At 39.0% G+C, this 26,410-nt stretch carries 24 protein-coding genes and 1 pseudogene; 8 read left to right on the top strand and 17 right to left on the bottom strand.

Annotated elements, in window-relative coordinates; all coding sequences use genetic code 11:
* Positions 1 to 4 precede the first annotated feature (4 nt).
* Together NSQ95_RS04245 and NSQ95_RS04240 are read left to right on the top strand one after the other, a co-directional pair.
* On the top strand, positions 5 to 814 hold the full coding sequence (locus NSQ95_RS04245; RefSeq protein WP_298470442.1) for an alpha/beta hydrolase: 810 nt from the start codon (positions 5 to 7) through the stop codon (positions 812 to 814).
* Positions 815 to 835: 21 nt separating this feature from the next.
* Positions 836 to 1,597 carry a hypothetical protein gene (locus NSQ95_RS04240; RefSeq protein WP_298470440.1) on the top strand — a complete coding sequence of 254 codons (762 nt, stop codon included), beginning with the start codon at positions 836 to 838 and terminating at the stop codon, positions 1,595 to 1,597.
* A gap of 160 nt (positions 1,598 to 1,757) precedes the next feature.
* Here the strand turns inward: NSQ95_RS04240 and NSQ95_RS04235 are convergent, their stop codons facing one another.
* The 3 genes from NSQ95_RS04235 to NSQ95_RS04225 all read right to left on the bottom strand — a co-directional run bounded on the left by NSQ95_RS04235 (position 1,758) and on the right by NSQ95_RS04225 (position 3,423).
* Complete coding sequence (locus tag NSQ95_RS04235) at positions 1,758 to 1,910, bottom strand: hypothetical protein (protein ID WP_342560371.1); 153 nt, start codon at positions 1,908 to 1,910, stop codon at positions 1,758 to 1,760.
* A gap of 100 nt (positions 1,911 to 2,010) precedes the next feature.
* Positions 2,011 to 2,190, bottom strand: coding sequence for a hypothetical protein (locus tag NSQ95_RS04230; protein ID WP_169361463.1), 180 nt, complete (start codon positions 2,188 to 2,190; stop codon positions 2,011 to 2,013).
* Between the two features lie 12 nt (positions 2,191 to 2,202).
* Positions 2,203 to 3,423 (bottom strand): helix-turn-helix transcriptional regulator, encoded by a 1,221-nt coding sequence (locus NSQ95_RS04225; RefSeq protein WP_342560370.1) that lies wholly within the window; start codon positions 3,421 to 3,423, stop codon positions 2,203 to 2,205.
* A gap of 110 nt (positions 3,424 to 3,533) precedes the next feature.
* Between NSQ95_RS04225 and NSQ95_RS04220 the strand changes: the two genes are divergently transcribed.
* Positions 3,534 to 4,826, top strand: a complete 1,293-nt coding sequence (locus NSQ95_RS04220; RefSeq protein WP_298468226.1) for a S8 family serine peptidase — start codon at positions 3,534 to 3,536, stop codon at positions 4,824 to 4,826.
* A 290-nt stretch (positions 4,827 to 5,116) separates the two neighbouring features.
* Here NSQ95_RS04220 and NSQ95_RS04215 read toward each other — a convergent pair whose 3' ends face one another.
* The 7 genes and pseudogenes from NSQ95_RS04215 to NSQ95_RS04185 all read right to left on the bottom strand — a co-directional run bounded on the left by NSQ95_RS04215 (position 5,117) and on the right by NSQ95_RS04185 (position 13,921).
* Positions 5,117 to 7,360, bottom strand: a complete 2,244-nt coding sequence (locus NSQ95_RS04215) for a hypothetical protein (RefSeq protein ID WP_342560369.1) — start codon at positions 7,358 to 7,360, stop codon at positions 5,117 to 5,119.
* Positions 7,361 to 7,965: 605 nt separating this feature from the next.
* Entirely contained in the window at positions 7,966 to 8,829 is an 864-nt protein-coding gene (locus NSQ95_RS04210) for an NAD-dependent epimerase/dehydratase family protein (RefSeq protein ID WP_342560368.1), read from the bottom strand.
* Positions 8,830 to 8,870: 41 nt separating this feature from the next.
* Positions 8,871 to 9,350 (bottom strand): metal-dependent hydrolase, encoded by a 480-nt coding sequence (locus NSQ95_RS04205; RefSeq protein ID WP_342560367.1) that lies wholly within the window; start codon positions 9,348 to 9,350, stop codon positions 8,871 to 8,873.
* Positions 9,351 to 9,810: 460 nt separating this feature from the next.
* Positions 9,811 to 10,118: pseudogene (locus NSQ95_RS04200) on the bottom strand (transposase); the annotation flags it as partial.
* 518 nt (positions 10,119 to 10,636) lie between these two features.
* Entirely contained in the window at positions 10,637 to 12,073 is a 1,437-nt protein-coding gene (locus NSQ95_RS04195) for an aldehyde dehydrogenase family protein (RefSeq protein WP_342560366.1), read from the bottom strand.
* An 18-nt stretch (positions 12,074 to 12,091) separates the two neighbouring features.
* A complete protein-coding gene (locus tag NSQ95_RS04190; protein WP_342560365.1) occupies positions 12,092 to 12,838 on the bottom strand; it encodes an SDR family oxidoreductase in 747 nt (248 codons plus the stop codon).
* 12 nt (positions 12,839 to 12,850) lie between these two features.
* Entirely contained in the window at positions 12,851 to 13,921 is a 1,071-nt protein-coding gene (locus NSQ95_RS04185) for a tartrate dehydrogenase (RefSeq protein ID WP_342560364.1), read from the bottom strand.
* 337 nt (positions 13,922 to 14,258) lie between these two features.
* Here NSQ95_RS04185 and NSQ95_RS04180 point away from each other — a divergent pair, with 337 nt between their 5' ends.
* Entirely contained in the window at positions 14,259 to 15,239 is a 981-nt protein-coding gene (locus NSQ95_RS04180) for a bile acid:sodium symporter family protein (RefSeq protein ID WP_342560363.1), read from the top strand.
* A gap of 390 nt (positions 15,240 to 15,629) precedes the next feature.
* On the opposite strand, the gene NSQ95_RS04175 is transcribed toward NSQ95_RS04180, so the two are convergent.
* Genes NSQ95_RS04175 through NSQ95_RS04165 form a run of 3 tightly spaced genes read right to left on the bottom strand, consistent with a single transcriptional unit; the run spans position 15,630 to position 19,935 of the window.
* Positions 15,630 to 17,066, bottom strand: coding sequence for a M20 family metallopeptidase (locus NSQ95_RS04175; RefSeq protein WP_342560362.1), 1,437 nt, complete (start codon positions 17,064 to 17,066; stop codon positions 15,630 to 15,632).
* Positions 17,067 to 17,072: 6 nt separating this feature from the next.
* Positions 17,073 to 18,374, bottom strand: coding sequence for an amidohydrolase (locus tag NSQ95_RS04170; protein WP_342560361.1), 1,302 nt, complete (start codon positions 18,372 to 18,374; stop codon positions 17,073 to 17,075).
* Positions 18,375 to 18,396: 22 nt separating this feature from the next.
* The gene (locus NSQ95_RS04165; RefSeq protein WP_342560360.1) at positions 18,397 to 19,935 is read right to left on the bottom strand and encodes an AbgT family transporter; all 1,539 of its coding nucleotides are present in this window, start codon (positions 19,933 to 19,935) and stop codon (positions 18,397 to 18,399) included.
* A gap of 107 nt (positions 19,936 to 20,042) precedes the next feature.
* Here NSQ95_RS04165 and NSQ95_RS04160 point away from each other — a divergent pair, with 107 nt between their 5' ends.
* On the top strand, positions 20,043 to 21,356 hold the full coding sequence (locus tag NSQ95_RS04160) for a hypothetical protein (RefSeq protein ID WP_342560359.1): 1,314 nt from the start codon (positions 20,043 to 20,045) through the stop codon (positions 21,354 to 21,356).
* 38 nt (positions 21,357 to 21,394) lie between these two features.
* Here the strand turns inward: NSQ95_RS04160 and NSQ95_RS04155 are convergent, their stop codons facing one another.
* Together NSQ95_RS04155 and NSQ95_RS04150 are read right to left on the bottom strand one after the other, a co-directional pair.
* Complete coding sequence (locus tag NSQ95_RS04155) at positions 21,395 to 21,922, bottom strand: hypothetical protein (protein WP_298470579.1); 528 nt, start codon at positions 21,920 to 21,922, stop codon at positions 21,395 to 21,397.
* Positions 21,923 to 22,127: 205 nt separating this feature from the next.
* Positions 22,128 to 22,628 carry a competence protein ComK gene (locus tag NSQ95_RS04150; protein ID WP_298470577.1) on the bottom strand — a complete coding sequence of 167 codons (501 nt, stop codon included), beginning with the start codon at positions 22,626 to 22,628 and terminating at the stop codon, positions 22,128 to 22,130.
* Between the two features lie 253 nt (positions 22,629 to 22,881).
* Between NSQ95_RS04150 and NSQ95_RS04145 the strand changes: the two genes are divergently transcribed.
* The 3 genes from NSQ95_RS04145 (at position 22,882) to NSQ95_RS04135 (ending at position 24,820) form a co-directional block, all read left to right on the top strand.
* A complete protein-coding gene (locus NSQ95_RS04145) occupies positions 22,882 to 23,367 on the top strand; it encodes a sigma-70 family RNA polymerase sigma factor (RefSeq protein ID WP_298470575.1) in 486 nt (161 codons plus the stop codon).
* A gap of 87 nt (positions 23,368 to 23,454) precedes the next feature.
* Entirely contained in the window at positions 23,455 to 23,853 is a 399-nt protein-coding gene (locus NSQ95_RS04140; RefSeq protein WP_342560358.1) for a hypothetical protein, read from the top strand.
* Positions 23,854 to 23,995: 142 nt separating this feature from the next.
* Positions 23,996 to 24,820, top strand: coding sequence for an aldo/keto reductase (locus NSQ95_RS04135; protein WP_340885026.1), 825 nt, complete (start codon positions 23,996 to 23,998; stop codon positions 24,818 to 24,820).
* Positions 24,821 to 24,857: 37 nt separating this feature from the next.
* On the opposite strand, the gene NSQ95_RS04130 is transcribed toward NSQ95_RS04135, so the two are convergent.
* Both NSQ95_RS04130 and NSQ95_RS04125 read right to left on the bottom strand, forming a co-directional pair.
* The gene (locus tag NSQ95_RS04130) at positions 24,858 to 25,514 is read right to left on the bottom strand and encodes a ribonuclease H family protein (RefSeq protein WP_340885029.1); all 657 of its coding nucleotides are present in this window, start codon (positions 25,512 to 25,514) and stop codon (positions 24,858 to 24,860) included.
* A gap of 537 nt (positions 25,515 to 26,051) precedes the next feature.
* A complete protein-coding gene (locus tag NSQ95_RS04125) occupies positions 26,052 to 26,294 on the bottom strand; it encodes a hypothetical protein (protein WP_340885030.1) in 243 nt (80 codons plus the stop codon).
* Positions 26,295 to 26,410: the final 116 nt, after the last annotated feature.

Raw genomic sequence — 26,410 nt, 5'->3', positions numbered from 1 at the left:
TTATATGGGATATTATGTAAAGGTCGAAAAAGGTGTGAATATATACATAGAGGATATAAACCCATCAGCCGACAAGACGATTTTATTTATTCATGGCTGGCCAGCTAACCATCAAATGTTTGAGTATCAATTCAACCAGCTGCCCGCACTTGGCTACCGCTGTATAGGTCTTGACTTGCGTGGCTTTGGAAAATCCTCTAACCCCTGGGAAAGCTACTCCTACAACAGAATGGCTGACGATATCCGAGTTATTATAGACACGCTACAGCTGGAGAACATTACGCTTTTAGGTCACTCGATGGGTGGGGCAGTTGCCATCCGATATATGTCTCGTTACAAAGGTCATCAGGTCGATAAGCTGGCCTTAGCTGGTGCAGCTGCTCCAATGTTTACGATGCAGCCCGATTTTCCTTATGGCACCCCTATAACTGTAGTAAACGAATTAATAAGCGATACGTATAATGACCGACCAAAAATGGTGCAGGATTTCGGCAATCTGTTCTATCACCGTCACCTAAGCGAAAGCTTTCAGCACTGGTTCCAAAATCTTTGTCTTACTGCGTCTGGCCATGCAACTGCGCAATGCTTAGAAACACTGCGTGATGAAGACCTCCGAAGTGATCTTACCCGCATTCATACTCCTACACTTATCCTCCACGGCAAATGGGATTTAATCTGTCCCTACGAACTAGGAGAGCTTATGTACGTACAAATTCAAAATTCTATGTTAGTCCCTTTTGAATATAGTGGGCATGGTTTGTTTTATGAAGAAAAAGAAAAGTTTAATGAAGAGCTTGCTAGATTTATAGGCTAGAACAAAAAAGGAGGAAGAAAGATGCAATGTCCAAATTGCAATCATGATCAAGTATCAGGAAATTATTGCTCAGATTGTGGAAACTATTTACTGAGGCATCAAAGAGAGATTATTAAGGAAGCTGCTATTGCAACAGAGGCACCCATTGCAGTAAAAGACCACTTGGCAACTTTGAAAAATCACACAAAGCAGTATTCCAATTATTTTATGCGCCAGCTTAAAAGTCCCTCGTTAACATATAGCAAAGGAGAAAGCGAATTCCCGAATGCTACTGTAAGTATTCTTCTATTTACAGCTCTTTTCTCCTTCTCGATTTATCTTTTTGCAGTTAACCAGTACTGGAGCAATCCACCCAGCTTTTTATCAACATTTATGGAAGTTTTCTTCGTCACGTTTGTTTTAACATTAATCGCAATCCTATCCATCTTTTTTATAAACACTATTTTTGGACCACAGCACTCTTTTAAAAGCATTATTAGCTTCTATGCAGGACAGCTACCAATTGTGATCATTGGCACTGCTCTTTCCGTGATCCTTATGTCTTTAAAATCTTTCGCCTTCGGGAACGGAATGCTAACCGTGTGTTTGTTATTAGCTGTTTTCTTCATCCCGCTTTATGTCATCAGTGCTATACTTACGAGCAAACAAGAAAACTTCGAGCCATTATATGGCTTCCTCTTATACATCGTTCTATACTTTGCACTCTTACTCATGATTACAATGATGATCGGCAATCTAACGATTAACAGTTATGTACAAAATCTAACTTATTTATTTAAGTGAATATAAAATCGTGGACCGTCATGTTGATGACGGTTCTTTTTTTGGGCTTTTCCAGGTTTGCTAGTTTCCGCAAGATTCTTTTTAATCTCTGCAAGGTTTTGATTCGTTTCCGCAAGGTTTATGCGCGTCTGTGCAAGGTTTTTTGCTCTCTGCAAGGTTCTCACTCGTTTCCGCAAGGTTCTGCTTCTTCTCTGCAAGGTTTTGATTCGTTTCCGAAAGGTTTACGTCCTTCTCTGCAAGGTTTTTTGCTCTCTGCAAGGTTCTCACTCATTTCCGCAAGGTTCTGACTCGTCTCTGCAAGGTTCTCACTCATTTCCGCAAGGTTCTGCTTCTTCTTTTGCTAGGTTGTCCCCCGTCTCTGCAAAATTCTATGAAACTAAAAAAAGAAACCCCGAAGGATTTCTCTTTTTGATTTAGCCAATTGGTGGGTGTATTGGGATAGTGTTTGTGCTTGAGCCAATCGGTGGGTGGATCGGGATAGCGTTTACTTCGCCGCTCGCACTAGATCCGATTGGTGGATGGATAGGAATAAAAGCGATTGCAACACCTGCTAATGTAGCTAAAATTAGGGCTTTTGTAGATTTTTTCATCATGGACACTCTCCTCTATTGATTAGTTAGTAGAACGACTTTCTCAAATTTACCTTCTTGTCGGTAATAGTCCGTTAAAATGACCAGGAATTGATGGTGAATCTCTTTAAGGTTTTCTCCTCTTGCTGTATAGGGAACTAATTTTTCCTCTAAAAAGGTCATCGCCTTTTCCCTCTCACCCTCCAACAAAAATAAATAAAAGCTGGAAAACAATCGATAGTGCATGATTTGCTGCTTTTTAGCCTCGGACTTCAACAAAGTAAAGCTTTCCTTACATGCTTCCCATTGCTCCAAGCGGAACTGGGTTTGCGCCAAATTATATAGGCACAAGAGATAATTATCGGAATTCACAGGGATAATGGCTTTACTTTTTTGAAAGTACTCTAAAGCTTGCAAATAATCTCCCATCCGCAGATGTAAGTCACCTATATTGTGATAGATTTTTGGTAGGAGATGCTGCTGGTTAAGCAATTCTATGCTTCTTAACAAATGGGTATACGTATTTAATGCTTCATTGAAAATTTTGGCCCGTGAGTAGTTTAAAGCAAGCGACATAAGTGTATGAAGGATTCGTTTGAAGTTGTATTGGTTACTATAAAATTGCAATGCCTGCTTACCGTATATGATCGCTAAGCTAGACTCTTCTAAATGTCCCTTTACAACTGCTAGATGATAGTGAAGCTCTCCGGTAAACGATCCCAACTCAGCTTGATCGTGAATAATTCGAGTAAGTTGCTTATCTGCTTCTTCAAATCTCCCCCTTAACATTAAAATTAAAGCACCCATGTATAAAAGTAAATACTTCTCATATTGGGAAAAATTTTGTTTCTGGGCATGTAGCCATTTTAGCTGATATTCTGCAGCGTCTCTATTATTTATTAATAGATAATAGCGTAGTTTATAAAGTTCGTATAGATAAATATGATCCGTAAACACAATAAGCTCATGATAGCCCTCTAAAGTTTTGAATACTTCTGTTGCCTTTTCCTCTTCTAAATAGTGAATATGACATAAGAAATCCTTTATTAAATCGAAAATTTGTTTTTCATTTGCCTGTACATCCTGCAAGTCAATTTTTAAACGCTCCAGCAACAAACGGATTGTCTCAACATTGGCTTCCTTACTGTTATTTTCTATTTTGCTGAGATGAGGCACAGAACATATTCCATTAGCAAGACTTGTTTGCGTTAATCCTCTCTTTGTTCGATAAAATTTTATTAGCGAGCCAATCCTCATAGTATCCCTCCTAATTATTGTAAGATATTTTTTCCCAATAAACATAATTTTCAAAATGTGTTAGTTTTAATATTGTACTACAAAACTAAACCGAAAAGGAGTTTTCACAGATGAGCAAATTTAAAATCGCACTTGCAAGCCTCTTAATTGCAGGTTCACTTGCAGCACCGGTACAAGCAAGCTCACCGGAAGAAACACCATCCTCAGTAGAGGACAGAAATTCGAATGTCGGGGTAGAAAAGTTTCGGGTGTATGTAGAAGCCAATAACAAGGCGAACAAAGCATCCTTGGCTAATCAGTACGAAGTAAGATGGGAGCTATCGGAAAATGGGTTCTCTACGGATATGAATGAAAAGCAATTCCAAGCTCTTCAAAAAAATAAGAACATTACCGTAACAAAGGTTCCAACTGTAACACTGGATCTGCCAGCAGAATCTATTACACAACCAGCAGATTTCGAGACTGCAGCAAACGCATCTCAGAAGACTCCTTGGGGCATTAAAGCAATTTACAATAATAGTAGTTTAACCTCCACTTCAGGTGGAAATGGCATTAATATCGCGGTATTGGATACAGGAGTAAATAGAAATCATACGGATTTAGTAAATAGAGTAGAACAGTGTAAAGACTTTACAGGTTCTACTACGGTGATCAACAATAGCTGTTCTGATGGTAATGGACATGGTACTCACGTTGCTGGGACAGCCCTTGCAGATGGCGGCAGTGACAAATCAGGAGTTTACGGTGTAGCGCCCGCAGCAGATCTATGGGCATACAAAGTGTTAAGCAATAGTGGCTCAGGTAGCTCAGATGATATTGCAGCAGCTATCAGACACGCTGCTGATCAAGCGGTTTCTACAGGAACAAAAACAGTTATCAATATGTCATTAGGATCTTCTGCAAATAATAGTTTAATATCAAGTGCAGTTAACTATGCGTATAGTAAAGGTGTATTAATAGTTGCAGCGGCTGGAAACTCCGGTTACGCGCAAGGAACAATCGGATATCCAGGAGCATTAGTAAACGCTGTTGCTGTAGCGGCACTTGAAAATGTACAAGAAAATGGGACTTATCGTGTAGCAAACTTCTCTTCTCGTGGCTATGCTTCTACAGACGGTGATTATGTAATTCAACAAGGGGATGTAGAAATCTCTGCACCTGGAGCTTCTATCTACTCTACTTGGTACAATGGTGGATACAACACAATTAGTGGAACATCTATGGCATCTCCACACGTTGCTGGACTAGCTGCTAAAATTTGGGCACAAAACCCATCTTGGTCTCATACTCAACTTCGCACAAACTTACAAAATAGAGCTAAAGCAGTAGATATTAAAGGTGGCTACGGAGCAGCAACTGGAGACGACTACGCTTCAGGATTCGGTTTCGCTCGCGTACAATAACATCTGATCTACAAATTTGGCTAAACGTAATCATAAGTGAAATTATTATTGAAAATATAACTACCATAAATAATCTATAAAACAACAAAACTGCACCCCGGCAACGCTCGGGGTGCAGTTTTGTCTATTAAACACCGTTATTAAATCGATTGCATTACGAGAGCATTACGGGTGCCTGGCACCTGCAATGCTCTCGTAATAATATTGGTATAGTTTTCACTTTGTTTCAATCGGTGTGAATTGTTATACTGAGATATTTTACAAGTGCCAGGCACTTGTAATAATTAATGTTAGTAGTTTTTGATTTGGTTTGTTGGTTTTGTTTGGATTTGTAGGCCGTATTCGTTTGTTATTCCTTCTATCGAGACGATGGTAAGTGGACCTGTTAGCTTGTGGTCTTTTCCTTGGTCTATGAGTTGGCCATCGCTTTTTCTTGTGCTGAGTAGACCGAAGTCTATTGAGAAGGCACCTTTAGTTTGGGAGAAGATGGTTTTGTTTTGGTTGTTGGTGTATTTAACCTTCGTGCCATCTCCATCTACTACTATAATAGAGGCTTGTTTAGTAATGATTGCTTGGTCTTGTGCGATTACTGCGCCATTGGCGTATTGGACTGGCGAAATGGTGAAGGTGATTTTTTCGTTGGATAGGTCATCGTCCTTGCTCGTTCCTTCTGTTATACTCCCCACTGCAAATGGTCCTTCGACTACCCTCAAGGTTGTTTCTCCCCATCCTACGTAAGCCGGTATAGCTTTACCTGCAGTTTGCTGAAAGATAGAGAAATCAGTTACGGCATTTGTATCTACTTCAGCTACAAAGGTCCAGCTCCCTTTACTATCGGCCTTTGCCTTACCGAGGGATGTGCCATTGTTCTTGAAGAAAATCAATTCATAGTTAGGTTCTGCTGTGCCTTTTAGCTCCACTTTGTTCCCATGGATGCGATAACCGGAAGTGCCTGCCTTGACCGCAAATTTTGTGTCTAGCTTGACTGCTGCTATTGATGCATTCTTTGATATATTAAATAAGGAGGTGGAAACTTGGTGGTATTCACCATTAATAGTGTCGCCAATATCCAGCCCACTCTTAAAGCTGTCCAGCGACACATTTATTCCTTCATTTTGAAAGATGTCATTATATATCTTCCAGCTATACTTAACTCCGTCTGTGGTCACAAAATAATTGTTTTTACTGTCGATAAATCTCACTGCTTTATTCCCAATCGCACCTTCTTTTGGCGGAGCATAAAGATTAAACACTCCAGAAGTCTGCGTTTCTACAGCCTTATTTTTAACAATTTTATGAATAGCAATAGTTTTATCTAACGCAGCTTGATTGGAATTATTGGCTGTGAAAACAATTTGTATTGCTCCATTCTTATCCGTCTGAGCATTAACCGACTTAGCACCTGCATTATTGTTAGCTGCTCCATTTACAGAGATTAGCTTGACGCCAGCTGGTATATCAATTCGAACTGCTTGATTACTCGTGTTTTTAAAGACAGTCGAGAGTGACAAAACCTCTGTGGTTTCTTTATGCTGAATGTTTTTATCGCCTATATAAACAGGTGATATATTTCCTGGAACTGCAAAGCTCACCGAACCATTTTTATATTTAATCGTATAGGTAGTTCCAGGTACCTGAACTGATGTTTTTAATGTAACGTTAAATCCATCACTGCTTAGAGATGCACTACTAATAGTCATCCCATTATTGGCTGTGAAATCGGATGCCTTTACAGAAGAAATAAATCTATTTAACTTAACGAGTACTGTCGTGTTATCGACACGAGTGACAGCTACTGCATTCATCGGCAAAGTATTGTTAATATTATTAATTGTTGCTTGTAGGCTTTTTTCCCACTTTAATGTTTCAGCAGTTAAAATTGCCTGTGCCTCATATACTTTAGCCGAAGCCTCTGTGTATCGTCCTCTGTTTAAGTCCTCTTGTGCACCCTTAGCAAGCATATGAACCGTCACATCATTTTTTAGCTCTGATATTAGCTTTTCAGCCGGGCCTTTTACTGCTCCTCTAATTCGATCACGTGTCGATTGACCATATACACGGTCTAACAGAATCGTCTGCTTTCGGAATTCCGCTGTCATTTCATGATAAGCCTTTTCCACTTGATCTAAATTATTTGCCTTTACCGCTAAGGATAGCGCATTTGTCTTTGCATGTATTTTACTGCTTGCTGTAATAGCATCTAAATAGCCCTGTGCACGCTGTAGCTGAGTTTTGGGCTCTATCAATAAAGACTCGTACTTTAATTTCTCCGAAAAGCTAGCCTTTGCAAGGGCAGCCTCCACTTTTACAATTGCTTGCTTCGCATTATTAAATTGTTTCCACGGCTGAGTGACCCCATCCGCCGACCCCTCCACCGAAATTGCCCACTTCAATACATTTCCAGCATTTTGTGCATCCACAACTAACTGGTTTAAGTTTGATGTGGCTTCAACCTGAGACCCTGGAGTCACGGCAATTATTGCTGAAGTAGCTACCACTGTAGATAAAATCAGCTTTCCGCTTTTATTCCTCATATTACTCTCCCTCCTATCGTTTATCGCTCAAGCCAATATATGTTCAAGACATATAAACTTATGAGAATAAGAGAGATTAGAAAAGCGCAACCGCCTTTCTCTGCCCCGACAGGCAAATGGAAAAAATCGAGGAGGCAGTTCCTCAGCCACCGGAGCTTTTATCCATTTGACCCCGAGGGGCAAGGCGGTGGAGCTGGACAACAAGAAAAGCGCAAGCGCCTATCCCTGCCCCGACAGGCAAATGGAAAAAAGTGAGGAGGCAGTTCCTCAGCCACCGGAGCTTTTATCCATTTGATCCCGAGGGGCAAGGCGCTGGAGCTAGACATCCAGAAAAGCGCAACCGCCTTTCTCTGCCCCGACAGGCAAATGGGGAAAAGCGAGGAGGCAGTTCCTCAGCCACCGGAGCTTTTATCCATTTGACCCCGAGGGGCAAGGCGGTGGAGCTGGACAACAAGAAAAGCGCAACCGCCTTTTCCTGCCCCGACAGGCAAATGGAGAAATGCGAGAAGGCAGTTCCTCAGCCACCGGAGCTTCAGAACTTTCTAGTTTCCTAAACAACAAAAAAACTCTGCCCAAGCTGAATAGCTTTAAACAGAGTGATAGATTTACAACTTTTTAAGCAATTTTGGCAAGTAGTCATGCAAGTCTTGAAAAGAATATCCTAAGCTTTTAGCACGTTCATTACTCATCAGCCAAGTTTTTGATAGATTGTAAGGTGAATCTTCTCCCTCAATGGGTTTTAGACTAATTCTCGCCTCTTTACCCGCCACAGCTTCGATTAATTGAACTAAATCCTGCAGCTTAATCTTACCGTTGCTGGTCGCATTCACAGCTCCGGTAAATGTAGAGAGTCCAATCCATGCAAGGAACTGTCCAATCTCTTCCTCTGAGATAAAATCTATATAAGCATCCGAGTTTACTAGATGAATTTCCTCTCCGCTCATAATTTTCCCAACATAATATTTCATTCGGTTGGTGTAATCATGTTCCCCAATCACGATTGGTGGTCGAACAGCAGCTACTGGAAACTCCGCGTGCTGAAAAAAGACAGCCTCCGCTTGGCGTTTTCCTTCCGCATAGGTAAAGTTCTCACTCGTTCCCATGACTATGGAATGCTTTTCTGGAATAAAATCTTCCTCTCTAGATAGCTCTTTTCCTTCATAAACAGACTTTGAAGAAGTAAGAACATACTTTTTCGTATGTCCATTAAACACTTCTACCGCATCCAACGCGTCTCTAGAGGCATAACAGATTTGATCAAATACAACATCCCATTTTTCTGATTGAAGCTTCTCTTTGTCAGCCAACAAGCTGGATCGATCTATAACCATATGGTTCACTTTTTTAGAAAAAACATGTGCCGTATTTCCTCTAGTTGCGACAGTTACTTCTATTCCTTCATTTAAAAGCGCCTCTACCAAATGAACACCAAAAAAACGAGTTCCACCTAAAACCAATACCTTCTTCAAACTTCCACCCCTCTACTGGATATTTATACCATTATAACTGATTAAAAATATGTAGCGAAAGCCCCGTATCCAAAATAAACGGTAAGAACTGATAATATACCAAACACGATACTCTCCATTGTTCCCCCAGTTCTCGTAGTTATAGGAAAACGAACTGTCACAGGTATTGGAAAGAATAATTTAACCCCATTTTTCGTAGCCATATCTAATAGAAGATGACTTGCTACTCCAACTGAAACTCCCATCATAATGGACTTGTCCCAGGTAAAATAATTCATCAATGCAACTAATAGAAGAATGAACAATAGACTATGCGTAAAGGATCTATGTCCAAACACCTTGTTAATAATTTTAGATATGAGTGGAAAACGTCTCCCTATCATACTTCCACCGTGGCAAATATCCGGTAGAATCGCACCTGCCACTCCTCCTACGACCAGCAATACCGGGTCATAATCTGTCATCTGTGAAATAGCAAGACTTGCTGCAAGACCGCCTATAATATGTGTGTTTCCTGTCATGCTATTAATTCTCCTTTTCTTATGTATCGAGAAAGCATGAAACATTTTACACTATTTGGTTTTATATCTAAATAGGTGAAATATCGTAACCTATCACTTTAGTTAGGCAAAAAGACACTATTCTCACTAAAAAAGAGACTTCTTATTCACTGGAGAGGAATTCTGCAAGAACTATCTAATGAATTAAGGGAAAAAACGGGGCTAGGACAAAACGCTCCTCAACAATAAAAAGCCTCGAAAATTTTACGACCTTGTAATTTTCGAGGCTTCTATTCAAATATACCTGTGATTGTTTTCCGTTACAGTGGACGCTTTCCGGGGGCACGGCTTCAATCTCCTCGTTACTTCGTTGAGGGCACTGAAAAACTTACGTTTTTAAATTTGTTTTTGAAAATAAAAAAGGGTACTTTTTGTTCAAATTGAACAGAAAATACCCTTTTTCATTTTCTTATTCTTGCTCTCATTCGTTGAGTAACTTTAGGATTCGCTTCAAGTTGACCGCAAATATGGTTGTGGCTCCTTGTATTTCCATGCCAAAAAGACCCCTCCTAATCGTTTATCGTAGCCGTGTCCACCCTTTAACTCACTATTCTTTGCCTCAATTTTATATCGCTCTTTGGCAAGCTGTTTAAATTCTTCGGTATTCTGAAATGCCTCTTGTTCAAGGTGCTCTGTCGATTTGATTGTGACACAATATGTTTTAGATTTAGATCCTTCTTTGTAACACCCACCTCTGAAATGGCATATTTTACATTTTTCCACATCAAAATTATTTTTGATTTGAGGGTTACGGTTGCCATGTATGGACTTAAGTTCAGCGTTTCTTGGTTTGAAATCATTGTGCGCACCCCTGTATTTACTTTTCTTTGGTATAGCAAGAAAAGATTTTTTTGCCTGAGTACATTTTTTAAAAATTCTATAGTGGATTGGAGTGCAGAGCGGTGACTCCTAGGGGATTAGCGGCCACGGCGAGCACCCGGACTGAGCGCAGCGAGGGAGAAGGCTTGCCGGGCCGCCCCCAGGAAAGCATCCGCTCGGAACGGAAAGACACGGATTCAGGAAATAGGAGCTTTATTCATACTCTATCCCTAAGCGTTTTAAAAGTACTTTTTCAGTGCTCTCACTTCGTTCCTGCGATGCTTTCAGCTCGAGCTGTTCCCCCAGGAATCGCCAGCTCCACTTCAAACAACAAGAATTGAAAGGTTTCTTACAAGAAATTGTGCGGACCTTAAAAATGAAGTAAAAACATGAAATCGAGTTTCCGTTTCATTTTTTTTAATTCACTACTAAATTTTAACCTGAATAGCTAGGTTTTTAATTTGTATATAGTTTTGAACGGCTAAATGACTTTTTTCTCGTCCAATCCCACTCTTCTTATATCCACCGAAAGGCATTTGCACGCCTCCAGCTGCTCCATACGTGTTGATAAAAACTTGACCAGCTTCAATACGAGCAGCTACATAATGAGCCACGTCAATATCCTTTGACCACACTCCAGCAACAAGGCCATATTCAGTTTCGTTTGCTAGCTCAATTGCTTCTTCAACTGAATGAAAGCGGACAACGCTCAATACTGGCCCAAATATTTCCTCCTGAACATAGCTCTCTTCATGACTAGTTGCTTCGATAATTGTAGGGGAAATATAATATCCATTCTCATAGTCTCTTACCTCTACACCCTTCCCTCCAACTAGCACATTGCCTTGCTTACTTGCTTCACTTAAAATATTTAAAATACGTTCGTGTTGCTTTTGGTTAATGATTGGCCCGACATCTGCATTAATGGATGCTGGTCCTATGGATAGCTCTCCAAACCTGACAACAAGCTGCTCTAGTAGCTCATCAGCGATCGTGTCCTGCACTAGCAGGCGTGAGCCTGCAGAGCACGTTTGACCCGCATTTTGCGTAATGGAATTGACAATGGCAGGAATTGCACGATCCAAATCGGCATCCTGGAACACAATGTTGGGTGATTTACCACCTAACTCCAGCGTTACAGGTACAATGTTCGCTGCTGCAGATTGCATGACCGATATTCCCGTCTGTACAGATCCGGTAAAAGTGATTTGGTTGATTCCTTTATGTGAGCTTAATGCTGCCCCAACCTCAGCCCCATATCCAGTTAAATGCTGAAAAACTCCCTTTGGAAGCTTTTCATGAAACCATTTTGCTAGAAAATTTGTGGACAAAGGAGTATCCTCTGAGCTTTTTACAATTACTACATTTCCGGTTGCAAGTGCTGCTCCTACACTTCGCGCAGTAATTTGAATCGGGTAATTCCAAGGGACAATATGTACTGTTACGCCGATAGGCTCCACTACTGTTACATTCAATAAATTCTCTTCAATTGGAATTGTATCACCGAACACTTTATCAGCAATACCTCCGTAAAACTCGAAGTATCGGGCTGCTGCTTCTACATCGGCTCGGGCTTGATTCATCGGTTTTCCAACGTCCAGAGATTCAAGCGCTGCAAGTTCCTCTGCATGTAATCTTATGTAGCCAGCTAGCTCCACTAATAATTGTCCTCTTTGAAAAGGCTTGAAGGCCTTCCATTCTTTGCTCTTCAATGCCAGTCTTGCTGCTGCCACAGCCTCGTCCACATGCGTTTCATTACCACGAACGATTTGAGCTATTACGTCACTTGTAGCAGGATCCCGTACATCAATCCACTGGTTGCCACTGACCCACTCTCCATTAATTAGCATATTAATTTTTTCCATAAAAAGCTTCCACCTCCTTTAAATATTCCTACCACCGTCCACATGAATCACTGAACCTGTAATGATTTGAGCCGCATCGGACAATAGATGCACAACTGTTGCAGAAATGTCAGACGGTTTAATCAATCTACCTAAAGGAACACTTTCTGCAAAGATATCTTTATTCAGCACTACTTCCCCTTTTTGAGAAGAAAACTGTCCTAGCATTTGAGTATCAGCAGGACCAGGATGTATTACATTTACTCGTACGTTATAAGAAGCAGCTTCTAACGCAAGCGCCTTAGAGAATGCCTCTACAGCACCTTTTGAAGCTACATAGCTTTGAAGACCTGGCCGTGGTCTCGTGACAGAAACTGACCCAATGTTGATAATCGATCCGTTTTTAGCCTCTCTCATATAGCGAATTGCTTCCTTACACGTTAAGAAAGTGGCTGTTGCATTAATATTGATAAGCCTATTCCATTCGGTTAGTTCTACATCTACAATTGATTTAGCAGCCTGTGCAATACCAGCGATGTTCACCAAGCCATCTATTCTATGAAACTCATCATTAATCTCTTTAAACATAGACTGGATACTATCTTCATTTAACAGATCAACCTGTTTCACTCGTAAATTTGTATGTTCCACCCCACCTACAGCATCGGTGTTAATATCTAAAGCAATCACAATTGCTCCTTTCTCTAATAAATCTTGAACTACTTGTAGACCCATTCCCCCACCAGCGCCTGTTACTACAATTACTTTGCTTTCAACTACACCCATTTCTCATCTCTCCTATGCATAAGATTTAATGTGTTTCATAATTTCCTCAGTAAACTCCATAGTATTAGCATTCCCCCCTAAATCAGGGGTCCTAACTTTACCTTCCACTAATGTTTCCTCAATTCCGTCCACGATTACTTTAGACAAATCTGAGTAGCCTAAATGCTCAAGCATTAAAGAAGTGCTCCATATTTGAGCTATCGGGTTGGCTATCCCCTTACCTGCGATGTCGGGAGCAGAGCCATGAATGGCCTCGAACATAGATGGATACTGTTTTTCGGGATTGATATTCCCTGATGGAGTAATACCTAGACCACCTGAAATTGCTGCTCCTAGATCCGTTAATATATCTCCAAATAAATTACTACCTACAACTACATCAAATATTTCCGGCTTAGATACGAAGAAAGCAACAAGTGCATCGATATGATAGAATTTTGGTTCTATCTCTGGGTAACCTGCTCCAATTTCCTTTGCTATTTCGTCCCAAAAAGGCATTGAAAAGTTAATAGCATTAGATTTAGTTGCAACCGATAAATGCTTTGAACCTCTTTTTTGCGCAAGCTCATACGCGTATTTGATCACTCGCTCACTACCCATGCGCGTAAACACACTATTTTGAACAACAACTTCATAAGGAGTGCCCGCATGTAAACGACCTCCACTGTTTGAATACTCACCCTCTGTATTTTCTCGGACAACAACAAAATCTATGTCCTCCACACCCTTGCCGACTAAGGGGCTTTGAATTCCTTTCAAAAGCTTGATTGGTCTTAGATTAATATATTGTTGAAACGCTCGCCTAATCGGTAAGATTAACTCCCATACCGAGATATGGTCAGGCACTTTAGGATCTCCTACTGCCCCAAACAAAATTGCTTCATAGTCTTTTAATATAGACAGCCCATCTTCCGGCATCATTTTACCGTGCTTTAAATAGTAGTCACAATTCCATTCATAAGGATTAACCTCAAAAGTGACACCTCCGTGTATATCTTCCACAAGCTGAAGCACTCTTCGTGCCTCTGCCATCACCTCAGGCCCTATACCGTCTCCTGGAATACAAGCAATTTTATGTATCATAATTAAATTCCCCACCTCTATTTCTATTAAATTAATAAGATTATATTATCATTTAAATAATAGTCTGGTAAAGTTTTTAACAAATAATTTAAAATTATCAAATAATTTTAAACGTGATTCATTAACGACTTCATTGGGATAAGTGGGATAAATCAGGATATTACAACATCATAGAAAAACATTAAGTAAAAATAAAATATGTTCTTCCTAGAAACTGATGGGATAAAATTAATAATTAAAATAATCAAAAAATTATAAAAACTAGTTGTTTATATATTAAAATATAATATAATCAATATTATATTATGACACCAACAGGTGAATAAGGAGGAAAGAAATGAAAACGCTTCAATCAATCAGTAACTTCGCAGGTAAGTATTTCGCCTTTATCGTAATCTTGTTTTCCGTACTAGCATTTATGGTGCCAAGTATGTTCACCATGTTTTCTGCATACATAACGATTTTACTCGGTATTGTCATGTTTGGAATGGGGCTTACGCTTAAAGCTTCTGATTTTAAACTCGTTTTTACAAATCCTATTCCTGTATTAATAGGGGTGGTTGCTCAATTTTCGATTATGCCAACAATTGCTTTCGTAATAGCATATCTATTAAATCTTCCGCCACAACTTGCAGCAGGATTGGTATTACTCGGAAGTGTTCCTGGAGGCACCTCATCTAACGTTATGGTCTTCTTAGCAAAAGGAAATGTCCCCTTATCTATTACCATGACAAGTGTTTCTACATTACTTGCACCCGTGATGACTCCCTTGCTACTGCTCATATTTGCCGGGCAATGGCTTCCAGTTGATCCGATGTCCATGTTTATGTCTATTATCCAAGTTATTATCATACCTATTATTTTAGGGTTAGTCGTAAGCAAGTTTCTACCGACTGTTACAGAAAAAAGTATTCCGATCCTACCACTTGTTTCAATAGTAGCAATCACTATTATTATTTCAGCTATCGTTGCTGGTAATAAAGAGAATATCGCAACAGCTGGATTTTTAGTCTTTATTGCTGTGTTACTGCATAATGCATTTGGTTTACTTCTCGGTTACTTTGCAGCAAAGCTATTTAAATTATCTAAGCAGGACCAACGAGCAATATCTATCGAAGTAGGTATGCAAAATGCTGGACTTGGAGTGTCATTGGCTAATAGTTACTTCTCTCCATTAGCTGCCTTGCCAAGTGCCTTTTCTTCTGCTTGGCAGGTTATTACCGGTACATTCCTTGCAACCTATTGGGCAAAGCGCGAGCTTAAAAATACATCTGCTTCAGACAAACCATTGGAAGTAAAACGTGTAGAAGAATTCTAGTTTAGCGTAGTGGATAGTAGAGCTTGCCAACAGTATTTCATAATTCAAGGGAATGTTAGATAGAAAGATTTAATAAAATAGATAGTTGATTATTAATTAGCAAACAAATACTTAAGTAGAATCGAGTGAAAAAAAATATGAGACCGATCTTACTTTTCTTATTGCTAATGATCTGTTTTGGACAAATTGCCTCCGGTTTATATATGCGACACAAGAATAGAAGAACACATGGCATAATTTTTATTAGCGCGGGAATAGTAGGCATTGCAATTGGTTTAACGTATCACTTTTTCTTCACCTAACCCTTATCAAAATACGGCAATTTGAAAAAACAGACCAAGAAGAATTATTCTTTTTGGTCTGTTTTTTAGTTTCGATTAATTTTTCATATTACATAGCGCTTGGGCGTAAATCTGCTGGTAGTGGATTTTGGTATCCATCTCCCACTTGCTTTAATAATTCTTTTTTTGCATCGTCAATCCGCTGTGGATTATCAAACAAATCTACTGCAGTTGCAGCTAATACTTTACTCGCATAGATCAATCCTTTATGTGCTAATGATGTTTTCCCCTGAGATACGAGCTGCCATGTGTGTAACGGTGTTCCCGCTACAAAACAAGTCGTGAAAAACTGAGCAGTTGGCACGATCCAGCTGACATCCCCTACATCGGTCGAGCCCTGCATGACCTCACGATTTTTCACATAAGGAATAATTTCCGTAAAGAATGGAGAATCTGCCGAATAAAACTCTTCCGAAACTGTATATGCAGAAAGCTTTTCTGCATCAATTACCGCAGCCTCGACTTCTTCAGAAGTAATAGTTTTAGCCATCGCCTTAGCGTATTCCATTTCCTCATCGTTATAGGTAGGTAATCCAAATTGCTGAAGCTTTTCATCCATCAAAACATTCAATGTATGGTTAGGAATATAATTAGAGCAGGCTTTATTAAATTTCACCGTGAGCTTTGTACCCGTCATTAACGCGGCACCTTCCGCAATATTAACAACTCGCTGATAGATTGCTTCTACATCTTTTAAATGGGGAGCTCGGATTAAATATAACACTTCTGCATCTGACTGAACGACATTAGGGGACGCCCCTCCAGAATTGGTAATTGCATAATGTACCTTTGCCTCGGAAATAATATGCTCTCTTAAATAGTTAACCCCTACATTCATCAGCTCAACAGCATCTAACGCACTTCTCCCTAAGTGTGGGGAGTTAGCTGCATGAGCCGCCTTTCCTTCAAACGAGAAATAAACCTGATAATTCGCAAGCGAAGAAAAAGAAAAGATTCCCGTATACGAATTTGGATGCCAGGTAAGGGCAGCGTCAATCCCGTCAAAGACGCCGTCTCTGACCATATACGTTTTACCCGACCCGCCTTCTTCTCCAGGGCAACCAAAATATTTGATGGTACCAGTAACTTTGCCTTGTTCGATCAAATCCTTCACCGCAAGAGCAGCAGCTATCCCTGCCGTACCTAAAAGATTATGTCCACAGCCATGTCCATTACCATTTTCAATAATCGGCTCTCTGACTGGACTTCCAGCTCTTTGGCTTAAACCGGACAACGCATCGAATTCACCTAAAATACCGATATTCGGCCCACCTTGCCCAAAGGTAGCGGTAAAGGCAGTCTCAATACCGCCGACGCCTCTCTCCACTATGAAGCCCTTTTCCTCTAAAAAGTTACTCAATATCTTAAAAGATTCGAACTCCTGAAATCTTGTTTCTGGAATATCCCATATACGATCACTTAGTTGGATAATTTCCTCTTCGTATAATTCTATTAGACTAGTTATTTGATCTTCTATTTTAATCATTAGCACTCACCTTTCATGTTGATAAATTTGTTCGATCGTAGCTAACCAAGTTTGCAATGCAATAGGTAGCACCGCTTCATCGATATCAAATCTTTCATGATGATGACCAGCTGCTAGTGTTGTTCCAAAAATGGAATAGGTAGATAAACCACCATTCTGTTGGACTCGTTCCATCATGAATGTCGCATCCTCTGATCCAGCTGCAAAATCCGCGATTGGTATAACTTCATTTACACCAGCAACTTCCTTCGCTGCCTTAATCACAAGTTCCGCCAATTCATTGGAGGAAGAGCACGTTCTTGCCTCACCTACAATTTCATAGGACAGTTCTGCCCCGTGCATTTTAGCTGCCCCTTCCAATACGGAAATAGCCTGCTCATGCACATAGGTATGCACCTCACTGTTTTCTCCACGTGTCTCAAGCCTTAACGATGCATGAGAGGGAATAATATTCCGCCCATCCCCGGCTATGCACGTACCCACGTTAATACGAGAAGCCCCACCACTATGCCGCGAAATGGAGTGAAGTCCAAGAATGGCAGAGGCTGCAGCTAATAATGCATTCGTACCCTTTTCAGGCTCAGCACCTGCGTGAGCGGCCTTCCCAGTGAAGGTTGCATCTATTTTAGAAGTAGCTAAAAACCCATTCGAACCTCCAATTACCGTGCCTAAAGGTGATCCTGTACCGACATGCATGCTGAGAAAGTAATCGACGTCATCTACTACACCAGCATCGACCATGGACTTTGCTCCTCGCACACCTTCCTCTGCTGGCTGGAATATAATCTTGATGACCCCTTCAATATTCTCTTTATTTTGCGAGAGAATAGTAGCCAGTCCTAAACCAATCGAGCTATGAGCATCGTGGCCACAAGCATGCATCCTGCCTTCATATTTAGATACAAACTCTTCCTCTATCGGTAGATGAGTAGTCTCTTTTGATTCTAAAAGATCTAAAGCATCCATATCGAAACGAAAACCAATTGTCGGTCCTGGTTTAGAGCCGACTATTGTACCGACTACTCCAGTATATCCACCGACCATTTTTTCTAAGTATTCGATATGTCCCCCGTTTTCCACGGCACTTTCATAAACCTTCGTTAGGATCTCCTCTGACGGCACTCCCATACGATTCTCTGATACTACCTCTCTACCAACCTGCACTTGAAAACCAAGATTTTTCAGCTCATTTGCTATAATGGAAGCGGTTCGAAACTCTGTCCATCCTACCTCTGGATATTGATGGAGGTTTCTTCTCCATACCTTCATTTGTTCCAATGAATTCGAAGGAATTGTAAATAAACTCAAGTACGTTCACTCCTTAATTCATTTAATTTAAATACAAGGATACTCCTGGTCCGATTGGAATTCCGAAAAATGCAAAAACTAACATTAAAGCAACCCAAACGATTAGGAACACAATAGTATACGGAATCATTAGTGACATAAGCGTACCAATACCTGCTTTTTTATCGTAAAGGTGCATGAATGATAAGATAATCGCAAAATAAGGGTTCAACGGTGTCACCATGTTCGTGGAGGACTCTCCAATACGATAAGCTAGTTGGATAAATGCGGGATGATACCCTAGCAGCATAAAGATTGGGATAAATACGGGACCAACTAATGCCCATAGAGCCGAGCCACTAATGATAAACAAACTTAAAAATGCTACTAAAATTACAAATAACACGATAACAAAAATATTTGTCATATTGAACTTAGTTAATAGATCTGCGCAATTTACCGCTAACCAAATAGCTATATTCGACCAGTTAAAATAGGCAACAAACTGAGCAATCATAAAGATTAAAACGATATAGCCAGACAAGCTTCCTATCGCCTCTGTCATTATTTTTGGAACATCAGCTGTAGACTGAATTTTTTTTGTCGTAACTCCGTATACAATACCTACCGTTACAAAGAACAAGAACAAAACAGGAACAATCCCTGATAAAAATGGTGAACGTAAAATAGTGCCATCTTCATTTAAAAGTGGAGAATTAGGAATAAGCATACCAATAACTACAATTGCAATAAATATAATGGCTGCTATTAACGTATTACGTAATCCTTTCTTTTCCAAAGGGCTAATATCTTTTGAGAACGCTTGTTGCTTCCCTGTATATGTACCAAGTCTAGGCTCAACATACTTTTCAGTAATAATTGTCCCTACGGCTGCAAGTAAGAACGTAGAGGCACTCATAAAGAACCAGTTATCTAGCGGTGTTACGATTACATCCGGGTTAATACCCTTAGCAATTTCCGTAGAAATACCAGAAAGTAATGCATCCGTTCCTGCGATTAGTATATTTGCTGTAAAACCAATTCCTGTACTAGCTACACCAACTGCTAAACCTGCTAGAGGATGTCTGCCTAGAGATAGAAAGACTAAAGCCGCTAAAGGTGGAATTACTACAAATGCAGCATCCGAAGCTATATTTCCTAAAATACCAATGAAAAACACGGTAAACGTAATAATTTTTGTAGGCGTTTTAACAATGGCACGCTTCATGAGCATTTCCAATAAACCTACTTTTTCCGCTAATCCGATTCCTAACATAATGGTCAGTACGAGACCAAGCGGTGCAAAACTCGTGAAATTCGTAAGAGTATTAGCTAGTATAAACTGGAGACCTTCGCCCGAGAGTATACTCTTAACTACAACCGTTTCCTCGGTATTCGGGTGGATAACCTCTGCACCAACTAAATTTAAAATTGCTGAAACAATCATTAATGCCAAAGTTAGATAGAAAAAGAGAATAAATGGATCTGGCAGCTTATTTCCTATCCGTTCAACTAAAGAAAGAAACTTGGAAAATTTACCGTTATCTTTCATCTCCACACTGTTAGTTGTAATAATAATCACCCCTTTTTTTATTAAAAGACACTTTTTGTACCTGTCTTTAAAGAATAGGGTAAACTATAATTAGACAAAATTCAACAAATTTTTAGAAAAAGGAGAACATTATAATTATGGCTCGCATTTTAATATTGACTACCGAGAATTCACTGGAATGGGTCAAGCTGGTAGAAACATTACCAGTAGAACCATGTGAGTATAGTTTTATGGTGTACCAATCATTAGAACATTTAAAGGATATTTTTTTAGAGCAGATTCGATTAGTCGACGGAGTTCTATTTAGTGGACAAATCCCTCACTTTTTTGTCCAGCAGCACTTCCCTGACATTGACATTCCGATGTTACATTTTGACGTTACACAAACGGACTTCTATCGTGCATTATCTGAATATATATATACAAACCGAGACTTTCAGATGAAACGTTGCTTGATAGACTTTTTATATGAGGAAAATAACTACCTTGGAGTGAAGGAATGGACTGAAGAAGAGGACTTCCCTTATATCTTCGATGCAACCATGCAGTCCTATGCAGATCAACAGGTATATGAAAAAATGACGAACTACCATGTGAAGCTATGGAAGGAAGGGAAGATAGATGTTAGCATGACACGACTGAGTCGCCTGCCTGACATATTGAAGCCGTATGGAGTAAATTTAATTTTAGTTGTACCTTCCCAAAGAAGCATGGTCGAAAAAGTAAATGAGCTCTTAAAAGAAATTCAAATACTCCAGCTAATTGAAAATCAAGTAGTCATAGCGCATTTAGAGCTATCTATCACACGGGAAAATTTTAGAGATTTGGAATATAAACAAATGTCCTTATACAAAGCGATCCTGGACTTTAGCCGAAAAAATAATATGAAATTTATCATTCATCAAAATACGTTTTTCTATGAAGTTATAACGAATTATAGCGACTTCAAACTAATAACAAGTGACATGGAGAGCTGCAAACTAGTCAGCTACCTTTCAACCGAGCTACCATTTGTAGTGAAAATTGGATGGGGAATTGGCAATTCTATTCAAGCAGCACAGTTAAACGCAGAAAAAGCAGCTCACTTATGTACAACTTCGGAAACACAGTCCTATATATTAACAAAAGAGGCAAAGCTCATTGGACCTCTTGGAAGTGAAGACTATATTCAAGTAGATACTCAATACGATTCTGCAACGGAAAAGCTAAGCGCTAAACTAAACACGACGTCCCTTCAACTGAAGAAAATAATCGCAGTAATGAACAAGCTTCAAACAAACATCCTATCAGCGGAGGATCTAAGTATTCACTTAGGGATTACCGAAAGAGCAGCAAATCGTATTCTGAAAAAGCTAGAGGAAAAAGGGGCAGCAAAGGTTACGACACAGCAGCAAAAAAAATTAAGAGGACGACCAAAAAAAGTATATCAGCTTTATTTAGAGGAGGTATAAACGTAGGCAGCCAATCTTAAATAATTGGCTGCCTACGTTTAATTTATCTCTGCATATGTACTGGAAATCTGCTTATACATGATGATAGGTTCTTTTTCTTTTATGAAAGATGTAAATCCTAATTCAGTATAGTACGGTGATATACTGGTTAAGTTATCGATTACATGATGACGGCTATTCGAAATTAAAATCAATTCAACATTTAATAATGATAATTGATCCTCCAGCTTTTTATAAATGGCAATGCTAAGCTCCTTTTCATCCCAAGGTTCTTTGATATTCAATGTGTGAAAAACAGCTACGATACTATTGATCTTATCTACTTCACAAAATTTTTCTAAACTAATTAGGGAGTACGATAGCTTATCAGACAAGCAATCTGCTTCTCCACAAAGATCTAGATAAGAGGTTTTTACCGGATTAAACAAATGTAAGGAGGCTTCGCCTATTAGAATTGGATCGTCATGAGAATCTTTATAGATGAAACACTGGGCAAGAACTCTAAAGAACGATGTACCCTCCTCAACTGCAAGTTTAAAGTCGACATAAACATTAGCTACGTCCATTCTATTCCCTCCATATATCAAACCATTTTACATCAAAATATTATTTTATTTTTACCAATAATTTGATTAAACACATATATAAATAATTGTAATAGATAGATTGTATCATTAATATAGGTTTAAAGTACTATATATTAATAAAAAAAAGCGACTGATTATGGAGTAAACAGCCGTTTTATTAAGGAGAAACTATTTTTCTATTTAATTACATTTTGTTTGAAAATTGCAAATCAAATAAGTCTACCTTCTCACTTAACATACTAAATAAATTCATCGTTGTGTGTAATCGCTCCTGTTGCTTCATCAACGTATACTTAGAGACCGCTACATCCACGCTTATTTTGTCATAAAACGTAAGCTTGCATAAACCCCTTCCCTGATTCTCTATTTGAAACAAATGATTAAAGATCCAAATACATTCTAAGTCCTTATAAGACCTTGTTGGAAAAGCTCCGATTTTTTCAGCTATTAGAATTGGTGACTTATTTGCATAATTCATCATTTTCTTAGTTGCCTCCATTCGACCTTCTAATGTAGAAGCATGACGAATGCATGCTAAATTCAGTAGTTGATTGACGGATAAGGAAGATCTGAAAACTCCATGTGTTGTAGTGATAATGGATTTATATCCTCCACAAAATGCTGATTGAATCATAAGTGTATACCTCGTTATCAATAAAGAATCGTTATACAGCAGTTTTTTCACTCCCCTGTTTCCCCTTAAATAAATAATACTAAATACCCTCTCCTTTGTATAGTCTGAATTAACTGAATAATTGTAATTATTAATATAATATGGATTTTAATTTATTTTGTCGTATTTCATTAAAATTTTGCAAAACAAATATGACGTATGTATGTCAATTCTTCATATTTCCACATTCGAATATCGCTAGACTTCTCGTTATGCTATGGAATACCTAGGAAAAAATAGTCATGCATGATGGAACGGAAAAAAATTGGAACGTTTTGAAGATATTTTGTTTACCTATAAGCCAATGATATCTGCCTGCATTAGAAAATTAAATATTTATAAAAACTACGATACTTTTAGACAAGCTGGATATATCGCACTATGGAAAGCTTGGTTAAAGTTTGACGCTACCAAAGGCGACTTTGCTCCCTTTGCTTACCGGACAATCTATGGAGCATTACTCGATGAATTAAAGAAAGAACACCTCATCGAAGAACGTTTTCAAGTTATAGAAGAAGAACAATTGAGCAACCTACTAGAGAATGACAAGCTCCCCACTATTGAACATGACCAATTGTCCAATGCTATAAAACAATTATCGGTCGAAGAAAAAGAATTATTACGCTGGCTATTTGTGGAGGAGACCTCTCTCAAACAAGCTGCTACAAGGTATGGTATAACCGTTTCTGGAATTAAAAAGAGAAGAGAACGGCTACTATGTAAAATGAGGAGCTTGATGGGTAGAGGATAAATATATTTTTTTCATTTTATTTGGGAGGTGTTTGGTTAAGAATTGAAGTGGGTATTATTTAATTAAGACCAAGAGGGAGTGATAAGAATGTCAAAAGTTAACAAACAAGCATTACTCATCGGAAGTGTCGCAGCCTTCGCTATTACTTATTTATATAAAACAGAAAACCGCAGTAAAGCTAAGGTAGCTTTAAAAAATACGAAAGCAAAAATGGACTCTTATATGGACTCACGCAAAAACTCACCAACATACGTGACGAAAACAGGGTTTTCTGATCCAGGGGATCCAGATGATAACCGTATGATTGAAGAAGGTGCAATGACAAGCATTCAATATTTTAATGAAAATGCTCAAGATAAAGCTGGTAAAAACAAATATCCTAAATCACATAAAAAACAAACACCTGTTACAAAGGAATCTCTAGAAGAATCCAACAATGATTCTCCAGCGAAGCAAGAAAACACAAAAAGAAATAATCCTGAGTAATTAGAAACCTGTACTTAAAGTACAGGTTTTTTTCCTTGATTTCCTTGAATGGAGTTCCAATTAAATGCAAAAATTATTATTTTCTATTAAACTAAAATGGTAATTGTATGCAAAATATATGAGAGATGGGAGTAATGCTAGAATGAATTATATTACCTTAAATAATGGTTTAAAAATGCCCCAGCTTGGATTTGGAGTTTGGCAAGTACCAAGTGAGGAAGCTACTAAAGCAGTTTCTAAAGCAATTGAAGCTGGATATCGTTCCATTGATACAGCAATGATTTATAAAAACGAAGAAGGCGTCGGGGAGGCATTAAAAAATGCCAATGTAGCTCGCGAAGATTTATTTATCACTACAAAGGTTTGGAATAGCGACCAAGGCTACGAAAATACCTTACGCGCATACGAAGAAAGCCTTGAACGTCTAGGTCTTGACTATGTTGACTTATATTTAATTCACTGGCCAACCCCTCAATTTGATAGTTATGTCGAAACATATAAAGCTATGGAAAAGCTATACAAAGATGGACGAGTAAAGGCGATCGGTGTTTGCAATTTTGAAATAGAACACTTAGAGCGCATTTTAGAGGAATGTGAAATCCCACCGGTATTAAACCAAGTAGAATGTCATCCTTACTTAGATCAAAGTAAACTAAAGGAATTCTGTGCCAAGCATAATATTTTTGTAGAAGCATGGAGTCCTCTAGACCAAGGTGGAGAGGTACTGCAAGATTCCATCATTCAAAAAATTGCAGACTCGCATGGCAAATCACCAGCACAAACCGTTTTACGCTGGCATTTACAGAACAATACCATCGTAATTCCAAAATCAGTTACTCCATCAAGAATCGAAGAAAACTTCCAGGTGTTTGACTTTGAATTAACTAACGATGAAATGGAACAAATCAACAGCCTGAACATTGATCGACGTAAAGGCTCCCACCCAAATGAGATGAATGTTCGATAAGAAGGTAGAGTCCACTTCCTAAAGGAAGTGGCTTTTTTTATAGCAATTCACTGTTAGCTATTATCTCAATGCCGTTCAATGCCTGGGTAGCTAACCTGTCTGCCTCACCATTTTCCTTACGCGGCACTAACTCATAGGTCGGATCAAGCCCAAGTTTTTTCATCTTCGCTTCTATGCGATCGGCCCATCCCGAAAGACTCGGCTCAATAACTGCCCACTCCCCACTCAATTGGTTAATGACAACCTGCGAATCTCCAATAAACGTCACAGGCAAATGGTGAACACCAAGCAGCTCCAATTCCTTCAAACACATATGTAGTGCAGCATACTCCGCCTCATTATTAGATATTAAATGTGCGGAGGGAGCATTACTCCGAAGGCGATACGCCTTACCACTCTGCTCATAATAAATTACACACCCCATACCCGACATCTTTGTTTGAATATCAAAGCCTCCATCAAAGTAAACACGCACATTATGAGGCTCTGTTTCAATACTTTTCAGGTAGCTCTTTAACTCCTTTAAAAGCCACGAGCTATCATACTGATCAATAAAATCTATCTGTTTTACTCTACCTGTTTTCTGAATATCTTCTGCAATAAGCAGCGCTTTAGCAACAGGCATTTCATCTGACCGAAAAAACGTCTCCGCCCCTCTAGGTGTTGTATAAGTCCACTCAATGCGAATCTTCATCCAAATCTCCTCCAAATCACACCAATATTTCCTGCGAATAATTACAACTAGTTTACCCGTTTCATAAAGCTTTATGTTCACGTTTATGAAAGTTTTAGCTATTTATATAGAAGGAACTCATTTATCCGTCAGCTAATGGAGTGTTCGATATGCGAGAATAGGCTTGTAGTCCTTGCCGACCTCCCACTCCAGCCAAATTTACGACAATGATTGGCTACTTTACTACAATCCTGCATTGCTTTACGACAATCAACTCATAAATTACTACAGTCACTCGCCGTATCTCCTACTCCAGCCAAATATACGACAATGATTGGCTACTTTACTACAATCCTGCATCACTTTACGACAATCAACTCATAAATTACTACAATCACTAGCCGAATCTCCCACTCCAGCCAAATTTACGACAATGATCTATTTATTTACGTCAAATCCCGCACAAACATTCTCTTTCCCAAACCAAATTCCCTCTCCCAAACTAAAAAACAGGTTGTCCGAAGATGTAGATCTTCAAACACCCTGTTTTCTATCAGCTTAGTGGTTCAACCTTGGCTTTACATAACCAAAGCGGTGGAATAGTACATCTCCTGCAATTTCTATGTAAGTTTTGGCTTGGTTTGGAGAGCAATACATAGCTCCCTTCTCTACAAATGGTTCTTTATCGTCCGAATGATTATAGTCCATGACAATTACTATATTTTTGCGATCCTCTTGTAGTTTATTTATCATGTACTGTGTAAAGGACGTTTTACCCAAAATGATATTTACTTTTAGCACTTCATCACCTCGTTTGTAAAAAGAATAATGTTACTTTATATTCTATAAGAACAAAACTGAAAAGATTGTCGAAACTAGGCGAGAATCTATATTTTTTTTCATAAATTTATAAAAAA

Origin of the sequence: Psychrobacillus sp. FSL W7-1457, assembly GCF_038593405.1 — a bacterium.
In the GTDB taxonomy this organism is placed as follows: domain Bacteria; phylum Bacillota; class Bacilli; order Bacillales_A; family Planococcaceae; genus Psychrobacillus.
Note: the sequence above shows the minus strand (reverse complement) of the source record. Positions and strands in the feature narration are given on the sequence as shown.

Coding starts and splice junctions, on each gene's coding strand:
- NSQ95_RS04220 (WP_298468226.1), top strand. CDS start 3,534: ATGAGCAAATTTAAAATCGCACTTGCAAGCCTCTTAATTGCAGGTTCA.
- NSQ95_RS04190 (WP_342560365.1), bottom strand. CDS start 12,838: ATGGGTGTAGTTGAAAGCAAAGTAATTGTAGTAACAGGCGCTGGTGGG.
- NSQ95_RS04130 (WP_340885029.1), bottom strand. CDS start 25,514: ATGAAGATTCGCATTGAGTGGACTTATACAACACCTAGAGGGGCGGAG.
- NSQ95_RS04135 (WP_340885026.1), top strand. CDS start 23,996: ATGAATTATATTACCTTAAATAATGGTTTAAAAATGCCCCAGCTTGGA.
- NSQ95_RS04155 (WP_298470579.1), bottom strand. CDS start 21,922: ATGGACGTAGCTAATGTTTATGTCGACTTTAAACTTGCAGTTGAGGAG.
- NSQ95_RS04245 (WP_298470442.1), top strand. CDS start 5: ATGGGATATTATGTAAAGGTCGAAAAAGGTGTGAATATATACATAGAG.
- NSQ95_RS04140 (WP_342560358.1), top strand. CDS start 23,455: ATGTCAAAAGTTAACAAACAAGCATTACTCATCGGAAGTGTCGCAGCC.
- NSQ95_RS04240 (WP_298470440.1), top strand. CDS start 836: ATGCAATGTCCAAATTGCAATCATGATCAAGTATCAGGAAATTATTGC.
- NSQ95_RS04195 (WP_342560366.1), bottom strand. CDS start 12,073: ATGGAAAAAATTAATATGCTAATTAATGGAGAGTGGGTCAGTGGCAAC.
- NSQ95_RS04160 (WP_342560359.1), top strand. CDS start 20,043: ATGGCTCGCATTTTAATATTGACTACCGAGAATTCACTGGAATGGGTC.
- NSQ95_RS04225 (WP_342560370.1), bottom strand. CDS start 3,423: ATGAGGATTGGCTCGCTAATAAAATTTTATCGAACAAAGAGAGGATTA.
- NSQ95_RS04215 (WP_342560369.1), bottom strand. CDS start 7,360: ATGAGGAATAAAAGCGGAAAGCTGATTTTATCTACAGTGGTAGCTACT.
- NSQ95_RS04175 (WP_342560362.1), bottom strand. CDS start 17,066: ATGATTAAAATAGAAGATCAAATAACTAGTCTAATAGAATTATACGAA.
- NSQ95_RS04230 (WP_169361463.1), bottom strand. CDS start 2,190: ATGATGAAAAAATCTACAAAAGCCCTAATTTTAGCTACATTAGCAGGT.
- NSQ95_RS04205 (WP_342560367.1), bottom strand. CDS start 9,350: ATGACAGGAAACACACATATTATAGGCGGTCTTGCAGCAAGTCTTGCT.
- NSQ95_RS04180 (WP_342560363.1), top strand. CDS start 14,259: ATGAAAACGCTTCAATCAATCAGTAACTTCGCAGGTAAGTATTTCGCC.
- NSQ95_RS04185 (WP_342560364.1), bottom strand. CDS start 13,921: ATGATACATAAAATTGCTTGTATTCCAGGAGACGGTATAGGGCCTGAG.
- NSQ95_RS04235 (WP_342560371.1), bottom strand. CDS start 1,910: ATGAGTGAGAACCTTGCAGAGACGAGTCAGAACCTTGCGGAAATGAGT.